Origin of the sequence: Nocardia sp. NPDC059240, from assembly GCF_042753865.1 — a bacterium.
In the GTDB taxonomy this organism is placed as follows: domain Bacteria; phylum Actinomycetota; class Actinomycetes; order Mycobacteriales; family Mycobacteriaceae; genus Nocardia.
The window spans coordinates 777,540-800,815 of record NZ_JBHZAC010000004.1 but is presented as its reverse complement, the minus strand read 5'-3'; the positions used below and the strand labels follow the sequence as shown (position 1 = coordinate 800,815).

23 protein-coding genes are annotated in these 23,276 nt (G+C 66.4%); 12 read left to right on the top strand and 11 right to left on the bottom strand.

The genetic code is table 11. The features are described 5' to 3' along the window. Positions 1 to 41: 41 nt before the first annotated feature. Both ACFXHA_RS18360 and ACFXHA_RS18355 read right to left on the bottom strand, forming a co-directional pair. Positions 42 to 1,019, bottom strand: coding sequence for an NAD(P)H-dependent flavin oxidoreductase (locus ACFXHA_RS18360; protein WP_379358089.1), 978 nt, complete (start codon positions 1,017 to 1,019; stop codon positions 42 to 44). A 57-nt stretch (positions 1,020 to 1,076) separates the two neighbouring features. Further along, positions 1,077 to 2,318 (bottom strand): oxygenase MpaB family protein, encoded by a 1,242-nt coding sequence (locus ACFXHA_RS18355; protein WP_379358087.1) that lies wholly within the window; start codon positions 2,316 to 2,318, stop codon positions 1,077 to 1,079. A 104-nt stretch (positions 2,319 to 2,422) separates the two neighbouring features. Here ACFXHA_RS18355 and ACFXHA_RS18350 point away from each other — a divergent pair, with 104 nt between their 5' ends. After that, positions 2,423 to 3,070, top strand: a complete 648-nt coding sequence (locus ACFXHA_RS18350; protein WP_379358085.1) for a TetR/AcrR family transcriptional regulator — start codon at positions 2,423 to 2,425, stop codon at positions 3,068 to 3,070. On the opposite strand, the gene ACFXHA_RS18345 is transcribed toward ACFXHA_RS18350, so the two are convergent. Further along, positions 3,063 to 3,926: an oxygenase MpaB family protein gene (locus tag ACFXHA_RS18345; protein ID WP_379358083.1), complete on the bottom strand. Its 864-nt coding sequence runs from the start codon at positions 3,924 to 3,926 to the stop codon at positions 3,063 to 3,065. The genes ACFXHA_RS18350 and ACFXHA_RS18345 overlap by 8 nt on opposite strands. Before the next feature lie 132 nt (positions 3,927 to 4,058). Between ACFXHA_RS18345 and ACFXHA_RS18340 the strand changes: the two genes are divergently transcribed. Further along, positions 4,059 to 4,682 (top strand): TetR/AcrR family transcriptional regulator, encoded by a 624-nt coding sequence (locus tag ACFXHA_RS18340; protein ID WP_379358081.1) that lies wholly within the window; start codon positions 4,059 to 4,061, stop codon positions 4,680 to 4,682. A gap of 6 nt (positions 4,683 to 4,688) precedes the next feature. Here ACFXHA_RS18340 and ACFXHA_RS18335 read toward each other — a convergent pair whose 3' ends face one another. From ACFXHA_RS18335 to ACFXHA_RS18325, 3 genes are read right to left on the bottom strand one after another with little or no spacing between them, the layout of a single operon-like run. Further along, the gene (locus tag ACFXHA_RS18335) at positions 4,689 to 5,360 is read right to left on the bottom strand and encodes a hypothetical protein (RefSeq protein ID WP_379358079.1); all 672 of its coding nucleotides are present in this window, start codon (positions 5,358 to 5,360) and stop codon (positions 4,689 to 4,691) included. Between the two features lie 10 nt (positions 5,361 to 5,370). Then, a complete protein-coding gene (locus ACFXHA_RS18330; RefSeq protein ID WP_379358078.1) occupies positions 5,371 to 7,170 on the bottom strand; it encodes an alkyl/aryl-sulfatase in 1,800 nt (599 codons plus the stop codon). A 7-nt stretch (positions 7,171 to 7,177) separates the two neighbouring features. Further along, a complete protein-coding gene (locus ACFXHA_RS18325) occupies positions 7,178 to 8,866 on the bottom strand; it encodes a SulP family inorganic anion transporter (protein WP_379358076.1) in 1,689 nt (562 codons plus the stop codon). A gap of 280 nt (positions 8,867 to 9,146) precedes the next feature. On the opposite strand from ACFXHA_RS18325, the gene ACFXHA_RS18320 reads away from it, so the two are divergent. After that, on the top strand, positions 9,147 to 9,707 hold the full coding sequence (locus ACFXHA_RS18320; protein ID WP_379358074.1) for a TetR/AcrR family transcriptional regulator: 561 nt from the start codon (positions 9,147 to 9,149) through the stop codon (positions 9,705 to 9,707). Between the two features lie 6 nt (positions 9,708 to 9,713). On the opposite strand, the gene ACFXHA_RS18315 is transcribed toward ACFXHA_RS18320, so the two are convergent. Further along, on the bottom strand, positions 9,714 to 10,412 hold the full coding sequence (locus ACFXHA_RS18315; RefSeq protein WP_379358072.1) for a TetR/AcrR family transcriptional regulator: 699 nt from the start codon (positions 10,410 to 10,412) through the stop codon (positions 9,714 to 9,716). A gap of 122 nt (positions 10,413 to 10,534) precedes the next feature. On the opposite strand from ACFXHA_RS18315, the gene ACFXHA_RS18310 reads away from it, so the two are divergent. Genes ACFXHA_RS18310 through ACFXHA_RS18290 form a run of 5 tightly spaced genes read left to right on the top strand, consistent with a single transcriptional unit; the run spans position 10,535 to position 15,835 of the window. Beyond that, on the top strand, positions 10,535 to 11,395 hold the full coding sequence (locus ACFXHA_RS18310; RefSeq protein WP_379358070.1) for a metal-dependent hydrolase: 861 nt from the start codon (positions 10,535 to 10,537) through the stop codon (positions 11,393 to 11,395). A gap of 31 nt (positions 11,396 to 11,426) precedes the next feature. Continuing rightward, entirely contained in the window at positions 11,427 to 12,308 is an 882-nt protein-coding gene (locus ACFXHA_RS18305) for a metal-dependent hydrolase (RefSeq protein WP_379358068.1), read from the top strand. 10 nt (positions 12,309 to 12,318) lie between these two features. Next, positions 12,319 to 13,890, top strand: a complete 1,572-nt coding sequence (locus ACFXHA_RS18300) for a flavin-containing monooxygenase (RefSeq protein ID WP_379358066.1) — start codon at positions 12,319 to 12,321, stop codon at positions 13,888 to 13,890. Then, positions 13,887 to 14,783, top strand: a complete 897-nt coding sequence (locus ACFXHA_RS18295; protein WP_379358064.1) for an SDR family NAD(P)-dependent oxidoreductase — start codon at positions 13,887 to 13,889, stop codon at positions 14,781 to 14,783. Before ACFXHA_RS18300 ends, ACFXHA_RS18295 begins: the two co-directional genes overlap by 4 nt. Then, on the top strand, positions 14,780 to 15,835 hold the full coding sequence (locus ACFXHA_RS18290; RefSeq protein WP_379358062.1) for a 2Fe-2S iron-sulfur cluster-binding protein: 1,056 nt from the start codon (positions 14,780 to 14,782) through the stop codon (positions 15,833 to 15,835). The genes ACFXHA_RS18295 and ACFXHA_RS18290 overlap by 4 nt, the downstream gene beginning before the upstream one ends. A gap of 18 nt (positions 15,836 to 15,853) precedes the next feature. On the opposite strand, the gene ACFXHA_RS18285 is transcribed toward ACFXHA_RS18290, so the two are convergent. Continuing rightward, positions 15,854 to 16,483: a TetR/AcrR family transcriptional regulator gene (locus ACFXHA_RS18285; protein WP_379358060.1), complete on the bottom strand. Its 630-nt coding sequence runs from the start codon at positions 16,481 to 16,483 to the stop codon at positions 15,854 to 15,856. Between the two features lie 101 nt (positions 16,484 to 16,584). Between ACFXHA_RS18285 and ACFXHA_RS18280 the strand changes: the two genes are divergently transcribed. Together ACFXHA_RS18280 and ACFXHA_RS18275 are read left to right on the top strand one after the other, a co-directional pair. Beyond that, entirely contained in the window at positions 16,585 to 18,024 is a 1,440-nt protein-coding gene (locus ACFXHA_RS18280) for an MFS transporter (RefSeq protein ID WP_379358058.1), read from the top strand. 4 nt (positions 18,025 to 18,028) lie between these two features. Then, complete coding sequence (locus ACFXHA_RS18275) at positions 18,029 to 18,706, top strand: SGNH/GDSL hydrolase family protein (RefSeq protein WP_379358056.1); 678 nt, start codon at positions 18,029 to 18,031, stop codon at positions 18,704 to 18,706. Between the two features lie 10 nt (positions 18,707 to 18,716). Here ACFXHA_RS18275 and ACFXHA_RS18270 read toward each other — a convergent pair whose 3' ends face one another. From ACFXHA_RS18270 to ACFXHA_RS18260, 3 genes are read right to left on the bottom strand one after another with little or no spacing between them, the layout of a single operon-like run. Further along, positions 18,717 to 19,721, bottom strand: a complete 1,005-nt coding sequence (locus ACFXHA_RS18270; protein WP_379358054.1) for a nucleotidyl transferase AbiEii/AbiGii toxin family protein — start codon at positions 19,719 to 19,721, stop codon at positions 18,717 to 18,719. 11 nt (positions 19,722 to 19,732) lie between these two features. Beyond that, positions 19,733 to 20,515 (bottom strand): class I SAM-dependent methyltransferase, encoded by a 783-nt coding sequence (locus ACFXHA_RS18265; RefSeq protein WP_379358052.1) that lies wholly within the window; start codon positions 20,513 to 20,515, stop codon positions 19,733 to 19,735. Between the two features lie 44 nt (positions 20,516 to 20,559). Continuing rightward, on the bottom strand, positions 20,560 to 20,919 hold the full coding sequence (locus ACFXHA_RS18260) for an ADP-ribosylation/crystallin J1 (RefSeq protein WP_379358050.1): 360 nt from the start codon (positions 20,917 to 20,919) through the stop codon (positions 20,560 to 20,562). 99 nt (positions 20,920 to 21,018) lie between these two features. Here ACFXHA_RS18260 and ACFXHA_RS18255 point away from each other — a divergent pair, with 99 nt between their 5' ends. Further along, complete coding sequence (locus ACFXHA_RS18255; protein WP_379358048.1) at positions 21,019 to 21,276, top strand: hypothetical protein; 258 nt, start codon at positions 21,019 to 21,021, stop codon at positions 21,274 to 21,276. Between the two features lie 78 nt (positions 21,277 to 21,354). Then, positions 21,355 to 23,109 (top strand): DUF222 domain-containing protein, encoded by a 1,755-nt coding sequence (locus ACFXHA_RS18250; protein ID WP_379358046.1) that lies wholly within the window; start codon positions 21,355 to 21,357, stop codon positions 23,107 to 23,109. The last annotated feature ends 167 nt before the right edge of the window (positions 23,110 to 23,276 follow it).

Below are 23,276 nucleotides of genomic sequence, written 5' to 3'. Positions count from 1 at the left end.
GCGGAATGCGCCCGCCCTTCGCGGTGGTTCGGTCCTGCCGGTCAGAGCGCCAGCAGGCGAGCCTTGGCCTCGTCGTATTCGCGGATCAGGCGTTCGACCAGGTCGGCGGCCGGGCCGACGCGGTCGACCGCGCCGATGCCCTGGCCGGAGCCCCAGATGTCCTTCCACGGCTTGGCGCCGGGGGTGGACGGATCCGATTCGCCGGTGCCGAAATCCATGGCGGTCGGGTCGGACTGGGCCAGGTTGTCGGGGTCCATGCCGGCGGCGGTGATGCTGCCGCGCAGGTAGTTGCCGTGGACGCCGGTGAAGAGGTTGGAGTAGACGATGTCGGCGGCGGCAGAGTCGACGATCATCTGCTTGTAGCCGGGTACTGCGTTGGCCTCGTCGGTGGCGATGAACGCGGAGCCGATGTAGGCGAGGTCCGCGCCCGCGGCCTGGGCGGCGAGGATATTGCGGCCGTGGGCGATTGCCCCCGACAGCAGCAGCGGGCCGTCGAACCATTCGCGGATCTCGGACAGCAGCGCGAAAGGGGACTGGGTGCCAGCGTGGCCGCCCGCGCCCGACGCCACCGCGATGAGGCCGTCCGCGCCACGCTCGACGGCCTTGTGCGCGAACACATTGTTGATGATGTCGTGCAGCACGATGCCGCCGTAGGAGTGCACTGCCTCGTTCACGTCCGGCCGCGCGCCCAGCGAGGTGATGACGATCGGCACCCGGTGCTCGACGACCGTGGCCAGGTCCTCTTCCAGCCGGTCATTGCTCTTGTGCACGATCAGGTTCACCGCGTAGGGCGCGGACGGCTGCTCCGGATTGTCGGCGTCGTGCTTGGCCAACTCCTCGTTGATCCGCACCAGCCACTCTTTGAACAGCGACTGCGGCCGCGCGTTGAGAGACGGGAACGAACCGACGATGCCCGCCTTGGACTGGGCGATCACCAGTTCGGGCCCGGACACGATGAACATGGGGGAAGCGACCGCGGGCAAGCGCAGGCGAGAGGACAGGATGGGTGGCAAGCTCATTGACCGAATTCCTTCATCAGGGGGCTACCCGGCGAACGTTACCCGCCGGTAAGAAACTCAGGCCGCGTGGCCTATGTAGTTCACGGACCCGCCGATCGCCCCGCCGTCCTTCGGCCCGATCAGGGTCGTGATGAAGGCGTGCTGGGCGCGCAGACCCGCGCGGGCCTGCCGCGTGCGCCAGCCCGGGACCAGGATGCCCACGCCCGAACGGACCACATTGACCGGGAACTTGGCCACCGGATACCAGGGCGGCATAAAGCCGGGCAGCCCGAGTTCGCGCATGCGTCCGCGGCCCAGGAAAGCCGTGCTGATCGAAAGGTGCTGGGCCCAGGCGATTCTGCGGCGCAGCGCCGGAAGATGCTGGTAATGCCAGGTCAAGGGGTCCTCGGCCATGGGCCGGGCCAATTCCATGCTGGTCTCGTCGGGCGCGGTGAGGACGGTCAGGTAGTGGTAGAGCTGCTTGGTGGCATCCAGGAAACCGGTTGGCAGATAGCGCTCCTCGATGCCCATGACCCAGCCGACGTAGCGGGTCAGATGCACGATGGCATCGAGTTCCTTGGGCGTGAAGACATTGCCCATCATCATGCCGGTGAGCGCCGGCGCGTAGAGCGCGCCCAGCATGGTGACCGCCATATCCGTCTGATTGACCGGCACGCCCCATTCCTCGGCGTTCCACTCCGGCAGGTTCGCGACGTGGCGGCGCACGAACGTGTGGATCAGCCGCACGTGCAGGGTGGAGCGGAAACCCTTGCCGCCGGGTCGCATTCCGCCGTCGGAGATGACGTCGAGCGCCCACTTCATGGTCTCGGCGAAGCGCTGCCCGCCGCCGGTCGCGCCGCTCTTGCCGGTATTGGTGAGCATCAGGGTGCGGTTGATGCCGGAGGCCACGAATCCGCCGAGGAACGGAACGTCGCGCGCCATGTAGATGCCGTCGAGCCCGGCGGCCTGGAAGATGCGCTCGCCCAAGGCAATCCGTTTCCAGTCCACCCACGCGGGCGGGTTCTCCACCTGGGAGAAGAAGGCCCGCAAGGGTTCCGGTGCGTCCGGAACGCTGTCGATCCCGCGTTCCAGCGCCTGATCGAACAGCGGCCGCACCTTCCCCATCCCGGCCGTGTACATCCACTCCACCAGCTCGTCCATGGGTCGATCCCCGACGGTGAGGGCCTCGCCCATGGCGGCCCATTCGGCATCGTTGGGCGGCCGCATGCGCATCATCCTGGCCATCGGCCCCAGCACCGGCACGGCGGCCGGATCCTCGGGGTGGCGAGTCGGAATCGTCGAGGGTCGAGTGCGCGTCATCGGGCAGCTCCTGTGTGTGCCTAGTCTCTGGTGAAGGTCTTCACCAGAACTTTGGTGATAGTCTTCACCAAACTGAGCGGCAAGGCAACAGACAGGGCGGAATCGTGGAAACACCCCGTGGCCGATACGCCGGACTCAGCGCCGACGAGCGCCGGGCCCAGCGGCGCGAACAACTGCGTGAGGTCGCCCTCGAGGTCATTGCCGAGGAGGGCATCGCGGGCCTCAAGGTGCGTGCGCTGTGCACGCGCGCGGGGCTCAACGACCGCTACTTCTACGAGGCTTACGGTCATGTCGACCGCCTGCTGTACGAACTGGTCGCCGAGCAGCTCGCCGAGGTCGTGGCCGCCGTTATGGGCGTCATCGCCACCGCGCCCGCTGATACCCGAATCCGCCTGCGCGCCGTCGTCGAGGCCGGGGTGACCGCCATCGCCGATTACCCGGCCCGCCGCCGCCTGGCCATTGACATGCAGACCACCGACGAATTGCGGCAGCGCAGAACCGATCTCGTCGGAGTGGTCGCCGAGGTCATGCTGGACCAAGGCCGTGAGCTGCTCGGCGACGCCGCCGTCGAGGGCATGCATGCCCGGCTCGCCGCCCGCACGGTCGCTCACGGCGGCCTGGAGATCCTCATCGAATGGCTGCGCGGTGAGCTGGACATCGACCGCGCCCAGCTCGTCGACTTCCTGGTGGCCATGATCCTCACATCCGCGCAGATCACCACCACCGTGCAGCGTGAAATGGCCGCTAGCTGAGACCCTTTTCGGCGGCCCGGATCTTGCGGTAGACGCGCGGGTCGTAGCGCAGTCGCCGGGGTAGCAGCGGCCAGGTCGTCCGGACCGCGCCCGCGAGGGCCCGGAAACCGAACTCGTCCAGTCGATTCCATTCGAGGCCCAGGATTTCGCGGCCGCGTTCGGGCATCAGTGCCGCGAGCAGCCAGACATTGAATTCCATGAACGGACGCCGAATCACCGCCCAGGCCCATTCGGGGATGCCTGGCACCGGCGGGATCGGGGTGGTGGCGGCGTTCAGGGCAAAGTCGGTGGTCGCGTTGGATTCGAGTTCGTGCGCGAGCATGTGGTCCCAATACGCTTGGAACTCTTCGTGAGTCCCGAACACCGGTTGCATCGACAACCCGTAGCGCTCCCACCAGGTGATGCCCTCGGCCCACAGCTGCTGCTTCTGATCGGGCGTGAGTGGCGTCCCGAAGACCTCGTTCATGGTCATCACGCTCTCGACGAAGGTGACGTGCGTCCACCAGAAGATGTCGGGACGCAGTGCGTGATAACGGTTTCCGTGGCTGTCGATGCCCTTGAGGTCGCGGTGGTAGTCGCGTACCCGGACGGCCGCCTCGGATTCCGGCGGATCGTAGATGGAGTCCTCGATCTTCGGCACCGAACGCAGCAGTCGATCCCATGGGTCGTCGAAGAAGTTCGAATGCTGTTGCAGCGCCGCGGAAACCGCCGGATGCATGTTCTGCAGGGTGCCGGAGCGTCCGAAGAACAGCTTGAGCCGCTGATCGCCGAAGTATTTCCACAGCAGTGAGCCGGGGCCCAGGGGTGCGCCTTGGGGCGGGGTTGTCGGCTGTTCGGTTTCTGCGGCGCTGGTCATGGCTCGGCCTCCACGTCATTGGGAACTCCTGCGTGGATAGTGCAACACATTATCTCTCTTTGTCGCAAGACTGTGCGACAAATTGTGTCGCACTGTTGCGTACGGCTAGACTCCGATCAGGAGGTGCGGTCGGTGGAATCACCCTTGTCGCTACAGGCCCTGCTCACGGTCGCCGAGCCCGACGATGCCGTGGACACACGCATCAAAGAGGCCGCGCTGGAACAGTTCGCACTGGTCGGCATCCGCCGCACCAGCGCCGACGACATCGCCAAACGCGCCGGGGTCAACCGGGCCACGCTCTACCGCCGGATGGGCGGGCGCGACGAGATCACCCGGGCCGCCTTCTCGCACGAGGTGCGCCGGACCCTGGCCGAGATCGAGGAGCGCATCGGCGATATCGCGGATCCGCTGGAGCGGCACAGCCGCGGCTTCGTCGTGACCGTCACGACCCTGCGCGACCATCCCTTGCTGCGCAGGCTTTTCGTGGTGGACAAGGACGAGGTGCTGAGCTGGCTCACCCTCGAGGCCGGGGACATCCTGCGCATCGCAACGGTTTTCGTCACGGCCCAGGTTCAGGAGGGCCGTGCGCAACTCGGCCTGACCGGAAGCGATCAGGCCGAGTTCTACGCCTCCACCATCGTGCGGCTGATTCATTCGCTGGTGCTGACGCCCGATGCCCCGCCGCGACTGGATTCCGAGGATCAGTTGCGCGACTACGCGATTCGGTATCTGCAGCCGCTGCTGACCGCGCCCTGAAACCCGTCAGACGGCCGTCAACTGCTTGCGCCGCCACACGATGGCCGCGCCGACCACCAGACACCAGGCGGGCATGACCCAGGCGATGTGCACCGAGGCCGTCACCGCGACCAGCAGGAAAACGCCGGTGGCCGTGGACAGGACAGTCAGCCATTTCGGGAACGCGCCGGTCAGGCGGCCCAGGTTCGACAGCGAGAGCATGAAGACCGCCGCAATGCGCGGTGCGACGATGGTCATCAGATTCATGCCCAGCCCGTAGCAAAGCGGATAGGCGTGGGCGGCGGTCTCGGCGTTCACTTGTTGAGCGAGGGTGGCCGGGACCGCGAAGACGGCCAGGGCGGTCAGCAGGACGGTGATGAAAATCAGTCCGCTGCCGAGGAATACGGTCGCGAACAGCCGGTCCTCGTGCGGTCCGATCCGGCGTCGGATCGCGCCGATGAACCACAGCAGCGCGATCGAGGCCACGGTCGCGATCAGCACCATGGCCATCAGCCGAGTCCGATTGCCCGCCACCCGGAACCATTGTTCCAGGGTGGCGGGTTCGGTTCCCCAGCCCGGGATACCGCGCAAGAGGGCCAGTGAGACGAATGCCAGTAGTGCGAAGGCGATTCCGGTGAAACCCGTGGCCTCGATGGAACGCTTGCGACCGGTGGCCTCGGTATTCGGGGCGGGGTTCACGTCTGCGGGCCTACGGGGTGACGATCGCGAAGTTCGGGTCGGCCTTGTCGAGCAGGCCGGTCAACCGCTGCCATACCCCGGTGTCGCCGCTGGTCTGCAGGCCGTCGAACGAACCCGTGGCCATCAGTTGCAGCAGACCGAGTTTGGTGAGGGTGATGTCCAGGTCGGTGTCCCGCTTGCGGGTGGCCGGGTGGTGGATGAGCGCACCGTTGCTCAACTCCATGTGGTAGTTCTCGCCGCTGTCGGTGAAATGCCAAGCGATGCTGAACTTCTCCGCCCACGCCCGGGAACCCACCACGTTCAGTGAGAGTGTGTCGAACAGCTGCGTGATGCTCATGGCCAGCGCCACCGCCTGACTCGCGGTCAGCGGCGTCGAGGCCACGGGATGCAACAGCTCCTGTGCGCCGGTGAGGAAACAGTTGCGCCAGGTGGCGTTCTCGGAGCCGAAGCCCAGCCGTTGGTAGACCTCGGCCAAGGTCTGCCTGGCCCCGGTGTGGGACGGATCGGCGAAGACCGCGTGGCTGCCCAACTCGGCCGCGAAGCGCAGATCGCCCTGGTCGGCGAATTCCTTCACCTTGGCCACGGTGGCATCGACACCGCCGAGCAGTTGCACGTAGCGGGTGGCCTGCGCCTGCGGCGGATGCTGCCACAGGTGTGCCGGATTGGCGTCGTACCAGCCGAGATAGCGCTGATAGATGGCCTTTACGTCGTGACTGATCGAGCCGTAGTATCCGCGGTTGTTCCACTGGGCCGCGAGCTCCGGGGCGAGCGGGAAGTCCTCGGCGATCTCGGTGCCGATCTCGCCCTGGTTCATCCGCCGCACCGTCTGATCGTGCAGGTAGGCGTACGTATCCCGTTGCTGGGTAAGGAATTCCAAGATGTTGTCGCGGCCCCAGGTGGGCCAGTGGTGCGAGGCGAACACCACATCGGCGCGGTCGATGAACATCTCGAGCGCCTCGGCGATGTAGCGCGACCACATGCGGGAGTCACGCACCTGAGCACCGCGCAGGGTGAGGATGTTGTGCAGTGTGTGGCAGGCGTTCTCGGCCATGCACAGCGCATTGCGGTCGGGCAGCAGGAAGTTCATCTCGGCGGGGGCCTCGGTGCCCGGCGTCATCTGGAAGATGAACCGCACCCCGTCGATCACTTCCTCCTGGCCGGTGGCGGTGATGTCGAGAGTCGGTGCGAGCAGGCCGAATTCGCCCGACGAAGCCACCGGTCCCAAGCCCATGCCGACCAGGCCGCGTGGATCGCGGGGCAGGGTCGATCCCGAGTAGTAGCCGCCGCGCCGCAGCATGGCGGTACCGGCGTAGACGTTCTCGGAGATCGCGTGCTCCATGAAGTGCTCGGGTGCGATGATCGGGACCTTCGTATCGGCGTCGACCACCCCGAGCACGCCACCGAAGTGGTCGGCGTGCGGATGGGTGTAGATCACCGCGGTCACCGCGCGCTCGCCGCGATTGTCGCGGTACAGGGCCAGCGACGCGGCGGCGGTCTCGGCGCTCACCAGCGGGTCGACCACGATGACGCCATTGTCGGACTCGATCAGGGTCATATTCGAGATGTCCAGGCCGCGAACCTGATACACGCCCTCACACACCTGGTACAGGCCGTGGATGGCGGTCAGCTGGGACTGCCGCCACAGGCTGGGGGTGACGGTGTCGGCACCCTCGGCCTGCAGGAAGTCGAAGGAGTCGGCGTCGTAGGCCACGCCGCCGTTCTTGCCGGGAATGACCGCGGGGGAGAGCCGGGCGATGAAACCGCGTTCGGAATTGTCGAAATCGGTGCGATCCACGGGTGCTGCTGTCATGACCACCTCACTGTTGGGTTTGTCGACTGTTGATCCAGTTGGTTCCGAGTTCGACGGCCTTGGTGACCGGCCCGAAGATCTCGGGCTCGGTCTCGATGACGCCGTCGGGTCCGAGCTCGTCGAGGAGCCCGGTGTGTTTCATGACTTCCGCGAGCTCCGGTTGCACGCCCGCCAGCACGAGTCGCCCTCCGGCGTCGTGCAATTCGCGGTTGTAGCGCTCGAGCAGGCGCAGGATGGCCGAGGACGGGATGTCGGGCATGGCGCGCAACACCAGCACGAGCACCGCGTCGCGGGCCCCGGACACGTCGGGCAGCGCGGATTCCAGCCGGGGGAGCTCGGCGAAGAAGCTGCTACCGCGATAGTCGATGACGGTCACGGTGTGCGGCGGAAGCGCTTGCGGCACAGTGGTGGTCCGCCAGTTCCCGGCTGCGTCGCGGGCGAGGCCGACCAGCTCGATCTGCCGGGCCGCCTGCACGCAGTACAGCAGTAGCGACAGCACCGCGCCGATCACGATGGCCTGCTGCAACGGCAACTGGGTGGTGGCGGCGAAGGTGGCGATCAGGGCCGCGGTGGACAGCTTCGAGGTGCGCCACACCAATTCGATGTCTTTGACCTTGCCCCACACCAGTTCCGCGCCCACCACCAGGATGAGCCCGCCGATGACCGGCATCGGAATGCGCTCGGCCAGGCTGCCGCAGGTGACCACCACCAGGGCCAGGAACACGCCGGAAACGACTCCGGCCCAGCGGGTTCGGGCTCCCACCCCGGCCGCGACACCGGTTCGTGACAGCGAGCCGCCCGCGGGCAGGGCCGAGAACAGGCCGCCACCCAGGTTCGCAATGCCCTGCGCGGTGAAGTCCGCGTTCACCGATGACCGGCTACCGTCCGGGTTCGGCATGGAGGGCGCGACACTGGCGGCCTGGGCCAGCGCGACCAGCGCCACCGACAGCGCGCCGGCGGCCAGGTGCGGCATCGCACCCCAGTTGGGCAGTGACAGTCCGGGCAGTGCGCCGGGAATGTGGGCGATATCGGAGACGAGTTCGACATCGGTGCCGAGGATCGCGACGGCCACACTCACCACGACCATGGCGACCAGCAGGGCCAGCGCCTCGATCTTGGGGATCAGCCGGGCGACCGCCCATACCGCGACGGTCGCGATGGCGACCCAGGTGGCCGCGGACTGCCAGTGCGAGATCCCGGTCAGCCAATTCCATACCTGGACAAGCTTGTTGTGCCCCGGCGGCTTGTACCCGGTGGCGTCCTTGAAGACACCGGTCATGATCTGCAGCGCGATGCCGGTGGAGAACCCGACCATGACTGCGTTGGAGACGAAGCTCATCACCACGCCGAGTCGCAGCACACCCATCAGCACCATGACCACGCCGACCAGCAGGGTCAGCGCGGCGATATTGCCCGCGTCGTGCGGGTCGAGTCCGGCGGTGGCGATGGCGGATTGGCCGGTCAGGGCTATGGCACTGGTCAGCGTCGTGATCATCAGGACGGTCGAGGCGGTGAGTGAGCCCAGGATGGGCGGCACCACGCCCGCGTACAGCCCCGCGACCGGATTGAACCCGGCGATGGAGGCGTAGGCCATGCCCTCGGGAATGCTGAACAGGCCGGTCGCCATGCCTGAGGTGATGTCCTTGGCCGTGGGTTTGCCGAGGCGGCGACCGAGTCGCGCCACACTCTTCTCCACGCGATGTCTCCTCTATGGCAGATCTGCCGTCGAATTGCTCGAGCCCGTGAATGCACGGTGCCACGCATGGTCTTTCTAGAGCCTCACACGCAGAGGGTGAACTTTCAGCAATTCTAGATATGCGTGTTGACTAGCGGAATTAACGCTGAATTGGAATTTCCTTAAATCTGGCTATCGGCCGGGACGCTCGCTGTCCGGCCACTCGCCGCGCAATCGCCACTGGACGAATCCAGCCTCGCATCTCAGGATGAGACCGGATCTTCGCCAATGAGGAGTGCGTATGGTGGCCGAACCTGTCGGGCCGAGCGGGCAGCGGGTGGACTGGCTGGCGGGCGGGGTCCGGCGTTCGATCGCCTCGGACCGGATCGTCGGCATCGCGGCGGAGCTGTTCCAGACGCGCGGATTCGATCATGTGGGAATGGATGAGGTGGCGGGCGCGGCGGGCTGCTCACGCGCCACGCTGTACCGCCACTTCCCGGGCAAGGCCGCGCTCTTCGACGCGGTGATGGCGAAATCGGCGGTGGCCGTGGCCGAGCGGGTGACCGCGGCGGTGCGGCGCTACGAGGGTTCGCGCCGGATCGTGGAGGCGATCCTGGCGTCGGTGCTGGCGGTGCGCTCGGACCCGGTGCTGGCCAAGGGGTTCGCGGGCAGTCGGGCCGGCGGCAGCGACGGGGCGTTCGCGAGCTCGCCGGAACTGGGGCGGATCGCGACCCTGCTCACCGGCATCGCGCCCGATGACGAAGCGGCGCAATGGATTGTGCGGATGGTGCTGTCGCTGCTGACCTGGCCGCTGGCCGACGCCGCGAGCGAGCGCCGGATGGTGGAGCGCTTCATTCGCTGAGCCGGCTTATTCGCTGAGCTGGGGGACCGGCAGCAGGGGCGCGTTGGGATCGAGGGTGAGGCCGCGAGCCTCGGCGGTGGCCGAGAGCGCTCCCCAGGCGAAGGCGGTCAGTTCGTCGGTGAGTTCCTTTGCAGTGATGACCGGTTCGTTGAGCCAGCGCAGTACGCCCAGACCGATCGCGCCGAGCATGGCGTCCACCGCGAACTGGGTGTGATCGCCGTTCGCGCCGCGCAGTCGCAGCACCCCGGAGAAGAACTCGGCGACTGTATCGGACAGTGGGCGGCCGTCCTCGATCAGGCGGGCCGCGCCGAAGGCCGTGATCACCTGTGAGCTGACGATGAAGTGAAAAAGGTTGGGGCGCTCGGCGACGAGATCGATGTACGCGGACAGGGCGGTGTGCACCGCATCGCGGATGGGCCCGGTCGGATCCAGGTGTGGGGTGACCCGTTCGACGATGAGTTCCTGTACCCGGCCGCTGACCGCGGCCATCAACTCCACCTTGTCGCCGAAGAACCGGTACAGCTTGGGACGCGGTATACCAGCGGTTTTCACCACATCGTCGATGGAGAGCTCGGCCCCGTGCGTGTCGATGGCGCGGATGGTGGCCTCGATGAGTTCGGCGCGGACCGAGGCGCGATGGGTATGCCAGCGGTCGCTGCGGGCATCACCCTTCATTTCGGCCGGGCGGTCGCGACGGGAGGCCATGCGCCAGATTGTAATTCGATTCGATACGGCCCACCCCTTGTGTGGTGTCTGGGACAATCCTACACTGACCTTACATCGAACACGTAGTACTAGGTACTCAGTGTTGCACCAAGGATGGTCAGATGACGAATACCCTTCCGGCGCAGGCCTATCCGAAGGCCCGTCGCATCAAATTCCGCTTCGATCAGCGCGATTCGCACGACAAGTACTTCGTCGAGAACGACATGGTCTACAGCCATTTCGTGGCCGGCATGTCCGGCGGCTTCCCGGCCGGCGAGGAATCCTTCATCCGCTCGGTCCGCCGCGTGACCGACCGGATCACCGATCCCCTGCTGCGCAAACGGGTCACCGGATTCGTCGGGCAGGAGGCCATGCACGGCCAGGAGCACCGCAAACTCAATGACAAGCTGGTCGAGATGGGTTATCCCATCAAGTGGCTGGACTCGCCGCAGGCCATCGAGCGCATGCTGCAGATCGAAGAGCGCATCTCGCCCGAAGTGCACCTGGCCATGACCGCGGCCGCGGAGCACTACACGGCGGTGCTCGCGCAGCGGGTGCTCGGCAGCGACGAGATCCAGAACATTCCGGGTGACCCGGAAGTGTGGAACCTGCTGAATTGGCATGCGCTCGAGGAACTCGAGCACAAGTCGGTGGCCTTCGACGTCTTCCGCGCGGTCGGCGGCAGTGAACGCACCCGCATCGGCGTCATGCTCGCCATGTACGCGCTGACCCTGCCGCTGACCTACGTCAGCCTGGCGGTGGCGGTCGGCCGGGACGAGAACGCGCGGCGGCAGCCGGTGCGCGTCGCCCGCGAGACCTATCGGCTGTTCACCGGGCCCATCTTCCGTGGCCTGATGCCGGAGCTGGCCAAGTACCTGCGCCCCGGCTTCCATCCCGACGACATCGACACCTCCGAGCTGCTGTCCCGTTGGCAGCGTGAGCTTTTCGGGAAAGACGGTCAGCTCGTCGACCACCTGAAGTAAGTACAACTCCATCGCAAGAAAGGACCGACCAATGGCGATCGGTCGGCAGGAAAACACCACTCTCGCGCCCTACCCGAAGGTGCGGCGCATGCGATTCCGGTTCGGCGAGCCCGAACCGATGGCACATCACTTCGTCCAGGGCGATATCCCGCTCACCCATTTGATCGCGGTGCTCTCGGGCGCGTTCCCACCGGGCGAGGAATCCTTCATCCGCTCGGTGCGCAAGTTCTCCGGTGAGATCACCGATCCCGTGCTCAAGAAGCGGGTGGCCGGGTTCATCGGCCAGGAAGCGGTGCACGGGCAGCAGCATCGGCGGTTGAACGAGCAGCTCATCGTGAACGGCTTTCCCATCGTGCGGATCTTCACCTTCGGCAGCGACGCGCTGCGGGAGAAGGGGTTGATCGCGCTCGAGAACGCGGTGCCCCGGCAGGTGCATCTCGCGGTGACCGCGGCGGCCGAGCACTACACGGCCACCCTGGCCAAGCGGGTGCTGGGCACCGACGAGATTCAGGACATCCCGGGTGACCCCGAGGTGTGGAATCTGTTGAACTGGCACGCTTTCGAGGAGCTCGAGCACAAGTCGGTGGCCTTCGACGTGTACCGCAATGCCGGTGGGCCTGAAACGGTCCGCATCGGCGTGATGGCGGGCATGTACGTCTTCACCATCCCGGTGGTCGCGCTCGGCGTCTTCGCCTCCATCCTCAGTGATCCGCGCAGTTGGCGGCCCTTGAAGGTGCTGCGGCAGTCGATCCGGCTCTACCGCGGGCCCATCGTGAAGGACCTGCTCAAGGAGATGCGGCCGTATATGCGGCCGGGATTCCACCCCGACGACATCGACACCAACGCGCTGCTCGAGCAGTGGCGGCAGGAGCTGTTCGGCGCGGACGGCGAACTGCTGGACCGAATCGGCTGAGCCGGAGGCAATGACAGTGGGAAGAAACGGTGGCAGTGGTGTGCCCACCGCCCGCCCCGACCACGAGATCATCGTGGTCGGGGCCGGGTTCGGCGGCATAGGCACAGGGATCGCACTGCAGCGCAAAGGCATTCACGACTTCGTGATCGTCGACAAATGGGATCGGGTGGGCGGCACCTGGCATGCCAACACCTATCCCGGGGTGGCGGTGGACATCCCGTCGTTCATCTACAGCTTCTCCTACGAGCAGCGTGGGGACTGGTCGCGGATCTTCGCGCCCGGCACCGAACTGCGCGATTACGCCGAGAGCATGGTCGACAAGTACGGGCTGCGCGACAAGCTGCGGTTGAACACGACCATCGTGGCGGCCGAGTTCGACGACCGGAACAGCCTGTGGCAGTTGAGCACCGACGGCGGAGAGCGCCTCACCGCGCGATACATCGTGTTGGCCATCGGCGGGCTGGAACGGCCCAAGATGCCCGACATCGAGGGACTCGACGACTTCGGCGGCACCCTGATGCACACCGCGATGTGGGATCACGACGTGTCGCTGGCCGGTAAGCGAGTGGCTGTCATCGGCACGGGAGCCACTGCCCTGCAGTTGATTCCGGCGATCGTCGACGAGACCGAACACTTGACGGTGTTCCAGCGGACACCGATCTGGGTGTTCCCGAAGAACGATGCCGAAGTCGGCGCACTCGGCCGTCAGGTGCTGAGCAACCGGCGGATCCGGTCCGCGCTGCGACTGGTCGGCAATATCGGCACCGAGGTCGCCATGAGCGGCATGGTGGTCGGGCCGACCTGGCTCACCAATTCCGGACGGAAGCTGGCCGAAGCGCCCATCCGGCGCTGGATGCGGTCGCAGGTGGACGACCCGGAACTGCGGGAGAAGCTCACTCCACGTTATGGATTGGGCTGCAAGCGTCCGTCGATGTCCAACGACTACCTGCGGACGTTCAACCGCTCCGACGTCAGCCTGGTCACCGATTCCATCGCGCGGATCACCGATCGCGGTGTGGTCACCGTGGACGGGACCGAGCACGAGATCGATGTGCTCATCTGCGCCACCGGATTCAAGCTGTGGGACAAGGGCGCGATCCCGCCGTTCCCGGTGCGCGGGCGTGGCGGCAAGGATCTCGAACAGTTCTGGGACGAGCATCGCTACCAGTCCTACCAGGGTGTTTCTGTGCCGGGGTTCCCGAACTCCTTCACCATCACCGGTCCGTACGGGTTCGTGCTCGGCTCCTACATCTGGATGATCGAGGCCACCTCGGCGCACCTGGCGCGGGTGATCGCGGAGTCGAGGGAGCGTGGCACCACCGAGGTCGAGATCCGCCAGGAGGTGCACGACGAGTACTTCCAGCGGTGTCTGCGCCGGCAGCAGAAGAACTTCCTGTTCACGCCGGTCTGCGACGGGTCCAACACCTACTACCTCGACAATCACGGCGATTCCCCGTTCCGCCCGTCCACCCACGGCGAGATGTATTGGCAGAACCGGCATTTCGATCTCGACGTGTATCGCTACACCGTCGGCGCGCCCGTCGTGGCGGAGCCCGTCGTGCTCTCCGAGGAGGTCTCGTGAAACTCAACTCCATCGACCCGAAACTCGTCGTCGTCACCGGTGCGGGCAGCGGGATCGGGCGGGCGACGGCACTTCGGTTCGCGCGCATGGGATCCCAGGTGATCGTGTCCGACATCGACAAGGACGCGGCACTGGGCACGGTGGCACTCATCCAGTCCAAGGGGCAGCGGGCGGTCGCCATGCAGCTCGATGTCACCGATCCGCATGCCTGGGCGGCGTTCACCCGCGACGTGCATGCCGACCATGGCGTGCCCGACGTGCTGGTCAACAATGCCGGAATTCTGGTCAGCGGCGCGTTCCTGGACCTCGAACCCGAGGACTGGGAGCGGCAGCTCAGCGTGAACCTGCTCGGTGTCGTGTACGGCTGCCGGGCCTTCGGACGGCTCATGATCGACGAGGGCAAGCGCGGGCACATCGTGAACATCGCCTCCGCGGCGGCGTTCACCCCGACCCCGGTGATGGCGGCGTACTCGGTGTCCAAGGCCGGGGTGAAGATGCTCACCGAATGCCTGCGGCTGGAACTCGCGCCCAAGGGCGTCGGGGTGAGCGCGATCTGCCCCGGCGTGATCAACACCAGCATCGGCGAGCACGCCATCGCGGTCGGCGTGGACCCGGTGCTGGTGGAGCGTGGCAAGCAGATCGCCGCGCAGGTCCAGGAACTGGCCGAACGCCTGCCGTTCTCGCCGATGAGCCCGGATCTGGTGGCCCGGGCCGTCGTCCGAGCCATCCGCTTCGATCTGGCGGTCGTGCCGGTGCGGACCGAGGCGTGGTTGGGCTACTTCATGCTGCGCATCGCGCCGGGCGTGAATCGCCGGATGACCCAACCGCTTTCGATGGAGCGGATCCAGTCGCTCGGTGAGCTGGTACTGGGCAGAGGGGGAGGCCCGCGGTGAATGCTCGCGCCCACGAACTCAAGGTGCGCGAAGTCATCAGCGAGACCGCCGACGCGGTCTCGCTGATCTTCGATATCCCCACCGACCTGACCGGCCGATTCACCTATGCACCGGGTCAGTACCTGACGCTGCGCGTCCCCAGCGAGCGGACGGGTTCCGTCGCCCGCTGCTATTCGCTGTCGAGCAGTCCCGACGGCGACGAACGACCCACCGTCACGGTCAAACGCACTCCCGGTGGCTACGGCTCGAACTGGTTGTGCGACAACGTTTCCGCAGGTGATGTCCTCACGGTTCTGGAACCGGCCGGCAACTTCACGCCCCGCTCGTGGAACCGCGATCTGCTGCTGTGCGCGGCGGGCAGCGGCATCACCCCGATCATGTCGATTCTCAAATCGGCGCTGCGCCTCGGCCGGGGCGATATCGCGGTCCTCTATGCGAATCGGGATCGGCCATCGATCATCTTCGCCACGCAATTGCAGGAGCTGGTCCGCCGGTATCCGCGTCGCCTGACCGTCGTGCACTGGCTGGAATCCGAGCGCGGACTCCCCACCGCCCGCGGCATCGCCGGGCTGGCTCGGCCCTACCGTCGGAACGATGTATATCTCTGTGGCCCAGCCGGTTTCGCCTCGACCGTCAAACAGGGGCTGGGTCAGCTGCGAGTGTCCGAGCGATCCATTCACGAGGAGAAATACCGCTCCCTCACCGACAATCCCTTCGAGCACGCGACCATCGCGCATCCCGATCCGGTCGGCCCGGTCCCGGTGGCCTCTGCCGAATCCGCCATCGTCACCGTCGATATCGACGGCGAGACACACACCCTGCCCTGGCCCAGAACCAAGAAGCTGCTCGACGTCCTGCTCGACCACGGAATCGACGCGCCGTACGTCTGCCGCGAATCCGCCTGTGCCACTTGCATCTGCTCGGTCAAACAGGGTCGCACCCGCATGCTCATGAACGAATCCCTCATCGAGGAGGAACTGGCGCAGGGACTGACCCTGGCCTGCCAGACCCTGCCCGAATCCGATTCGCTGCACATCTCCTTCGACCAGTAGCCGTAGGGCGCGCGCGAATCAGGCGGCGGGAGTGAGCAGTCCGTCGATGATCCGGCGCGCCATGGTCACGCTGTTCTCGTCGTCGAGGCGTAGCTCCTGATTGACCGTGGTCAGCAGGGCATTGACCTGGAAGGCGGCCAGGTCGGGATCGATCGGGGCGATCTCACCGGCGGCGAGGGCCGCGCGGAACTGGGTGGCGAGAATCTCGACCCACTCCCGTCGCTGCCGCCGCAACTCGTCCCGGATCGGGCCGGTGCGGCTGTCGAAGATCGGGAGGTTCGCACCCCAGAAGCAACCGCCGGGGAACAGCGGTGCGACGACATAGTCCATCCAGCGATCGACGAGCGCGCGCAGCCGGGCGACGCCGGCGGGGGAGTCCTGCGCGGGCCGCACGACCGCGTCGAGGAACTCCGCCCGCGCCGCCTCCACGGTCGCCAGCTGCAACCTCTCCTTGGTTCGGAACAGCGTCTGGATACCGGCCTTGCTGACCCCGAGATCATCGGCCAGTCGCCCGAAGCTGAGTCCGTCGAGGCCGTCGGTCGAGGCGATATCGACCGCGCGCTCGGTCACCGCGAGCCGTGAGCGCGCCCCGCGCAGCAATCGCCGATCACCGCTTTCGCCGGTCGTCTCGGCCTCGGAAGTGTCCATACAGCCGATCGTATGCCGTTTTTCGATCCGATGGTCGCATCCCTTGCTATATACATACGCCCGACCGTATTCTTTTTTTGTACGACGAGAAGGGGAGCCTGATGGATGGCGTAACTACCGCACGGGACGTGACCGCGGACGAATCGGCGGGCTCGCCCCCGACTCGCGATCGTTCGACGGCGATCGTGTGGATCCTGTGTTCGGCCGCGTTCATGGCCATGCTCGACGTCTTCGTGGTGAACGTGGCCTTCACGAAAATCGGTGAGTCCTACCGGGGTTCGTCGCTGGCGGATATCAGCTGGGTGCTCAACGGGTACGCGATCGTCTATGCGGCCTTGCTGATTCCGGCGGGCCGATTCTCCGACCGGTTCGGGCGCAAGGCCGGATTCCTGGTCGGGCTGGCCGTTTTCACGCTGGCGAGCCTGGCGTGCGCGGTGGCCCCGGCGCTGTGGGCGCTGGTCGCGTTCCGGGTGGTGCAGGCGGTCGGCGCGGCCGCCTTGACCCCGGCCAGCCTGGGATTGCTGCTGACGGTGCTGCCGCCCGCGCGGGTGTCGGGGGCGGTGAAGATCTGGGCGACGACGAGCTCGTTCGCCGCGGCCGTCGGTCCGGTGGTCGGTGGAGCGCTGGTCGAGGCGTCCTGGCGGTGGGTGTTCCTGATCAACCTGCCGGTCGGCGTGGCAGCGGCCGTCGCGGCGGTGCGGGTGGTGCCGAATCGGCACGAGCGCATGGCTTCTCGCATGCCCGACCTGTTCGGGACGGCCATGCTGATCGTGGCGATCGGTGCGCTGTCACTCGGGTTGGTGAAGAGTGGCGACTGGTCGTGGCACGGCGGTGCGACGATCACGGCACTGACGGTCGCGGTGCTCGGGGTGGCCTGGTTCGTGATCCGGATTGTGCGGCAACCGAATCCGGTGGTGTCGCCCGCCCTGTTCCGGGTGCCGACCTTCGTCTGGGCGAATATCACCGTGCTGGCGTTCTGCACCGCCTTCGGGGCGTGGTTCCTCAGTATCGCGCTGTGGCTCGAGAATTCGGCCCACTTCAGCACCATCGCCACCGGGCTGGCCATTCTGCCGGGGCCGAGCATGGTGCCGATCTTCGCCATCGTTAGTCAGCGGCTGGTCAAGCGGATGCCGGTGGGTGTCGTTGTGGCCCTGGGGAACCTGCTGCTGGCGGCGGGGGTGCTGCTGGTGCTGGCCACCGCCGCCACACCTGTGCACTACGCCACCGATGTGCTGCCCGGCTGGGTGATCTCCGGTGTCGGGATCGGGCTCGCGTTGCCCAGCATGATTGCCTCGGCCGCCGTCGATCTGCCGCCGGACCAGTCGGCCACCGGGAGCGCGGTGGTGAACACCGCCCGTCAACTCGGCTATGTGCTCGGTGTGGCCGTGCTGATCGCGGTGCTCGGGTCGCTCGACACCGCGGCCGACCGAATGTTGATCGCCTTCCGGCACGGGTGGGTGTTCGTCGCGGTCGTCGCGGTTGTCGGTGCCGCAACAGCATTCGGCATCACGCCCCGGAACCGTCGGTCGGAACAGGAGTAGTGGGATGCTGAAAACGGCAATGACCGAACAGAGCGACCCCTTCTGCCTCTCCGAGATCACCGCCGCCGGACTGCTGTTCGACGCACCCTGGCGACGATTCGGTGTGGTCGGTGACAGTCTGTCGGCGGGCGTCGGGGATCCGACGCCCGGATATCGGAACCAGGGCTGGTCGGATCGAGTCGCGGCGATACTGCGACGGGTTCACCCGGATCTGTTGTACCTCAATATCTCCGAGATCGGTGTCACCACGCATCGGACCATGTCGGAACAGTTCGACCGCATGCTCGAGTTCGGGCCGGATCTCCTGCATCTACCCAGCGGTCCGAACGACATCTTGCGGCGGGAGCCCGATTTCGATGCGATCGAGCGATCCATGCGGCGCATGTATCGGCTCGCGGCCGACACCGGGGCTCTGCTGACCACCTTCACCATGGGACGGGCGTTCGTCGTGCCCGCATATCCGGACTGGGACAAGCGAATTCGAACGATGACCGACATCACCCGCCGAGTCGCCGCGGACTTCGGGGCCGTCGTCTTCGACATGTGTGATCACCCGTTCAACGACCGCGACAATCTGGTCAGCGCGGATCGAATCCACTTCTCGACCTCGGGTCAGGCGGTGATGGCGAGCGTGGCAGTGCAGGAGTTGGCGCACGTGCTCTCCGCCGGTGGGAAGAGCTGAGCTGCCGGTGTCAGGCAATGCGGGAGAGGGCTCGGGTCAATCGTTCGAGCCACTCCCGTTTGTCGCCGGTCACGTGGGGGTTGGTGTGCTGGAAGGCATCCCAGTGCACCTTCCACCCGAGGATGTCCTCGGACTCGAAATCCGCTGCCTTGTCGCCGAATACCTTGCGCAGCAGGGAGCGGGTGAGCCGGGTTCGGGGCGACTCCGCCAGCATCACGGCGTCGTAGAGATCTTTGCCTGCGCCGCCCTCGAAACCGTCGCCGTAGATCTCCGCGTCATGAGCATCGGTGTAGAACCACAACAGTTTCCAGGCCAGTGACAGCTCCGGTCCGGCTGTGACGCACGGGGTGGGCGCGCGACCGTCACCGCGGGGGATCAGGGTCCAGACCGGGGAGTCGAAGACGGCTTCGTCGGCCGCGAAATCCAGTTGGATGCGGCCGGACATCGCCTCGGGACCGACCGTGTACCAGGGCACTCGCAGACGCAGGCCCGGAGTGCCGCCGTAGTCGAGGGCATAGTCCAGTTCCGACCCGTCCTCGATGCCGTCGGCGCTCAGGACCACACCCGCCGGAGTCACCGGTCGCTGCCGAATCGTCTCGATCAGACAGTCCTGCAGGGAGGTCCAGGTGTGGTTCTCCAGGTAGTCGGTGAGATCGACCCACTGCAGGCCGTCCGGGGGCAGCACCGGCCGCAGCCCGAAAGTCTCGAACTGCTGCTCGTCCTCCCACATTTCGCCACCGGCCGCCCCGAACACCGCCTCCGGCCAATGCTGCACCCAGGACAGGTCTTCAACGAACGGGAACGGATCCGCCGCGTCGGTGAACCCGATATCGGTCGGCTCCGGCACGATCCAGTCCAGATCCGCCGGTTCCCGGGCCTGCTCGCCCACCCAGGCGGCCATGGTCATACTCCCGCGCAGCACCAGCCCACGCCCCCACGATGATTCGGCGATCAAGGCCAGTACATGATCCAGCGCGGACCGGTGCGCGGCGCGAAACCGCGGTGTGCTCTCCACATCTCGCGACGCTAGGGCAGGGGTGTGACAGCCGAGCGAATAACCAAGGTGCGCAAGGGCATCTCGAACGGGCCGTCGGCTGTCTCGGGTCGGCTGCGCAGGTAGGCCGCGATCCGATCGAGCAGGGCGGCGCGATCGGCCGGCGAGATGACGAGGGCGTGGGAGTGGGTACCGATGGTGGAGGTCAGGGATTCGACGGTGCGACGATGTGAATGGGGGAACGTCGCCGTCTCGAACGCCGAGAAGCGGGCATGGCTGGGCAGATCCGGTTGCTGCGCCGGTGGGAACGACGCATCCGACCGCGAGACCCGTTCCAGGCCCGCCACCCACTCGACGGAGTCGTCGGGTTCGTTCCAGAACGCCGCCAGCACACCCCCGGGCCGCAACACCCGCGCGATCTCGGGAAACGCGCGCGACAGATCGAACCAGTGCAGCGCCTGTCCCACCAGCACGGCATCCATCGAATCATCCGGCAGCGGAATCGATTCCGCGGTTCCCGCGAGCGCCGTCACCTCGGGATAGCGGTCCGCCAGGACCGCACGCATCCCGTCGTCGGGCTCCACCGCGGTCGGCTGCGCCCCCGCGGCGAGGATCACGCCGGTGAGCTTGCCGGTCCCCGCCGCCAGATCGAGCACCCGCACCTTGTCAGCGGCCACCGGTTCGAGCGCCCACCGCACCCCGGATATCGGATAGTCCGGCCGATGCTCGTCATAGGTGGTCGCCGCCGCCCCGAACGACCGCGCTCGCCGCCCTCGAAGTCCCTGATCGACCGTTCCCCAATCGAATTGGCTCATCCGGCAAGGATATGAGCCCCGAGCCGGCGCAGTGGCAGACCGAGTCAGCGGAACTCGTGAACGACCTCGATGGGGCCGATCAGATGGGCATTGAATTCGTCCAGCTCTTCGGCCGGAACCCACAACTCCAAGATCGTCTGCCCGCCGGCCTGCTGCACCGGATAGCGTTCCAGAAATTCCGTCTGCACCCGGAACCGAGTCACATACCCGACCCCGTGGTGCGGCACATTCCACTCCCGCGCGATCCGGATCGCATAGTCCTCATTCAGCACCGGATAGAAGATCGGCTGCTCGGGAAGCCTGGGCGGCCAAGCCCGCCAACCCGACTCCCGAACCAACTCCATCTCTTCCGGACCGGTCGGCCGCCACAAGACGGTGCCCGCACCGTCGTCATCCTGCACCATCGCCTACTCCACATTCCCCTCGACAACCCGCGCACCCTAACACCGGCTGTCGACCACAGCCGTCCCGCGCGGAAGCTCGGCCGTCATAAAGTTAGGGGCATGGAGTACGAAATCCGGTTTCACGGAAACTCCAGGCTGGTGGCCGCGAATCCCGCATTGCCGATCGAATTCGGAAACTACACCAACATCACCGCCATCACAGACGGGCCACCCATCGCCCACGCGGTAGCCGCCGGCAGCAGCCGCCCCGAATGCGGTGCCGAGGTTCGAGTGTTGCCCCACGGATTCCCGTGGTCGCACCCGATCCCCGACTGGTGGAATCGCTGCACGAAATGCGTTGCCCTTCACCCGATCTGAATGGTCAAGCCCGGAATTATATTGCAATACAGGACATTTCGGGTTCCTTGCCCTTGAATTCAGCGGTAGAATTAGCACATGAATTCGAAGGGGGAATCACTCGACAACTGCGGCATCACCGCCCTGGTGACCGCAGTGCAGAACTTTTCGACCACCATCCTGCACGACACCCTCGCACCCATCAGCGACCCCGATTTCGTGGCGATGCTGCAGCACCTCGAATCCTGCAAGCGTCAACTCTCCGCCCTGGATTCACGCCTGATCATCGAAATCGGCGAGCGTGGTCTGTCGCAGTCGAGTGGTGCTGGTGCCGTGGTCCCTTTCCTGCGTGAAACCCTGGGCCTGTCCCGTTACGACGCGGCCGGTCGTGTGAAGATCGCCCGCTCCTGCGGTGAGCTGCTCGACGCCACCGGCAAGCCACGCGCAGACACCCTCTCCGCGACCGCCGAAGCGTATGAAGCAGGCGACATCTCGCGCGACCACGCCCGCAACATCGTGGAGGTGATGACGCACCTGCCCGCCGACCTCCCGGCCGAAACCTACGCCGAGACCGAACAGCACCTCGTCGAGCACTGCCTGACCGGTCAGCCCGATGATCTGCCCAAGATGGGCCGTGAAATCCTCGCCCGTCTGGATCCGGACGGCACGGTGATCTCCGATGCCGACCGTCGTCGCCGTCGTGGTCTCACTCTGGCGCGTCCGGGTGTGGACGGCATGTCGAAGGTCGAGGGTTGGCTGACCCCGGAGCTGCGCGCCTATCTGGATGCGTTCTTCGCCAAGTACGCGCGTCCGGGTATGTGCAACCTCGACGACATCGAACCGCTTGCCCTGTCAGCGAAGTCGTTCGACTCGAAGACGCTGGAGGCCGCCGCCCGCCGTGATCGTCGTGATACCGCTCAGCGCACCCACGACGCCCTGTTCGCGCTGCTGCAGCCGGTCCCGTCCACTGGCAAGCGTGTCGCCATGCCCGGCATCTCGGTGGCTGTGGCTGGTACGCGTGGCCACGTGGTGGCCGCGTCGGGAACATCCGGCAACGCGGTGGCCGCGACTGCTGCACCGGGCACCTCGGCTGTGCCTGGCGCGCCCGGTAACTCGGTGGCTGCGACCGGTGCGGCCGTCGGCATGATTGCTGCGGCCGGTGAGCCTGCGACCTCGGCTGGCGTTGTCGGCGCGACCGATATCTCCTCCGTCGTGGAATGGGGCGAGTCCGTGGGCGCAACAGCCGCATTCGGTGAATCCTTCGGCGCTGCAGCCACGTTCGGTCACCACCGTGGTCTCAAGACCCAGGTCATCCTCACCATGAGCCTCGCCGATCTCGAGCGCGGTGCGGGCGTGGCGTCCACCGCCACCGGCGGCCACGTCTCCATCAACGAGGCGTTGAGGATGGCCGCAGGCACCCGCCCGGTGCTGGCAGTCCTTGACCCGCAAGGCATCCCGTTGTTCCTTGGCCGGGGCAAGCGCCTCGCCAGCCCTGGTCAGCGGTTGGCGTTGATCGCGCGGGACAAGGGCTGCACCCGCCCGGGCTGTGATGCGCCTGCCTCGATGTGCGCGGTCCACCACATCACCGACTGGGCCGACGGCGGCCCGACCGATCTGTCGAATCTCGCTCTGGCATGCGATCACTGCCACGCCCTGGTCAACGATTCGGTCGACGGCTGGAAAACCGTGGTCATGGGCAAGGATTCGGCTCACCCGGGCCGCTGCGGTTGGATCGCGCCCCGGCGTGTGGATCCGACCGGCACGCCGAAGGTCAACCAGCGTCATCACGTGGCTGAGCAAGTTGGCGCGGCGGTGGATTCCAGTTGCCAACAGTGGGGTTCACGGGTGGCGTGAACCCCGGACGGCCGGTGCGGCCCTGGCGTTCGCAGGGCAGGGGAGGTGTGGTTACGTCGCCTGCCCTACCGGACCAGGGCTGACGCCGAGCCGCCTACCGTCGGCCGCCGATCCCGGCCCACGGACTGCACGCATCACCTTCTCGAGACAAGACAAGACAAAACACC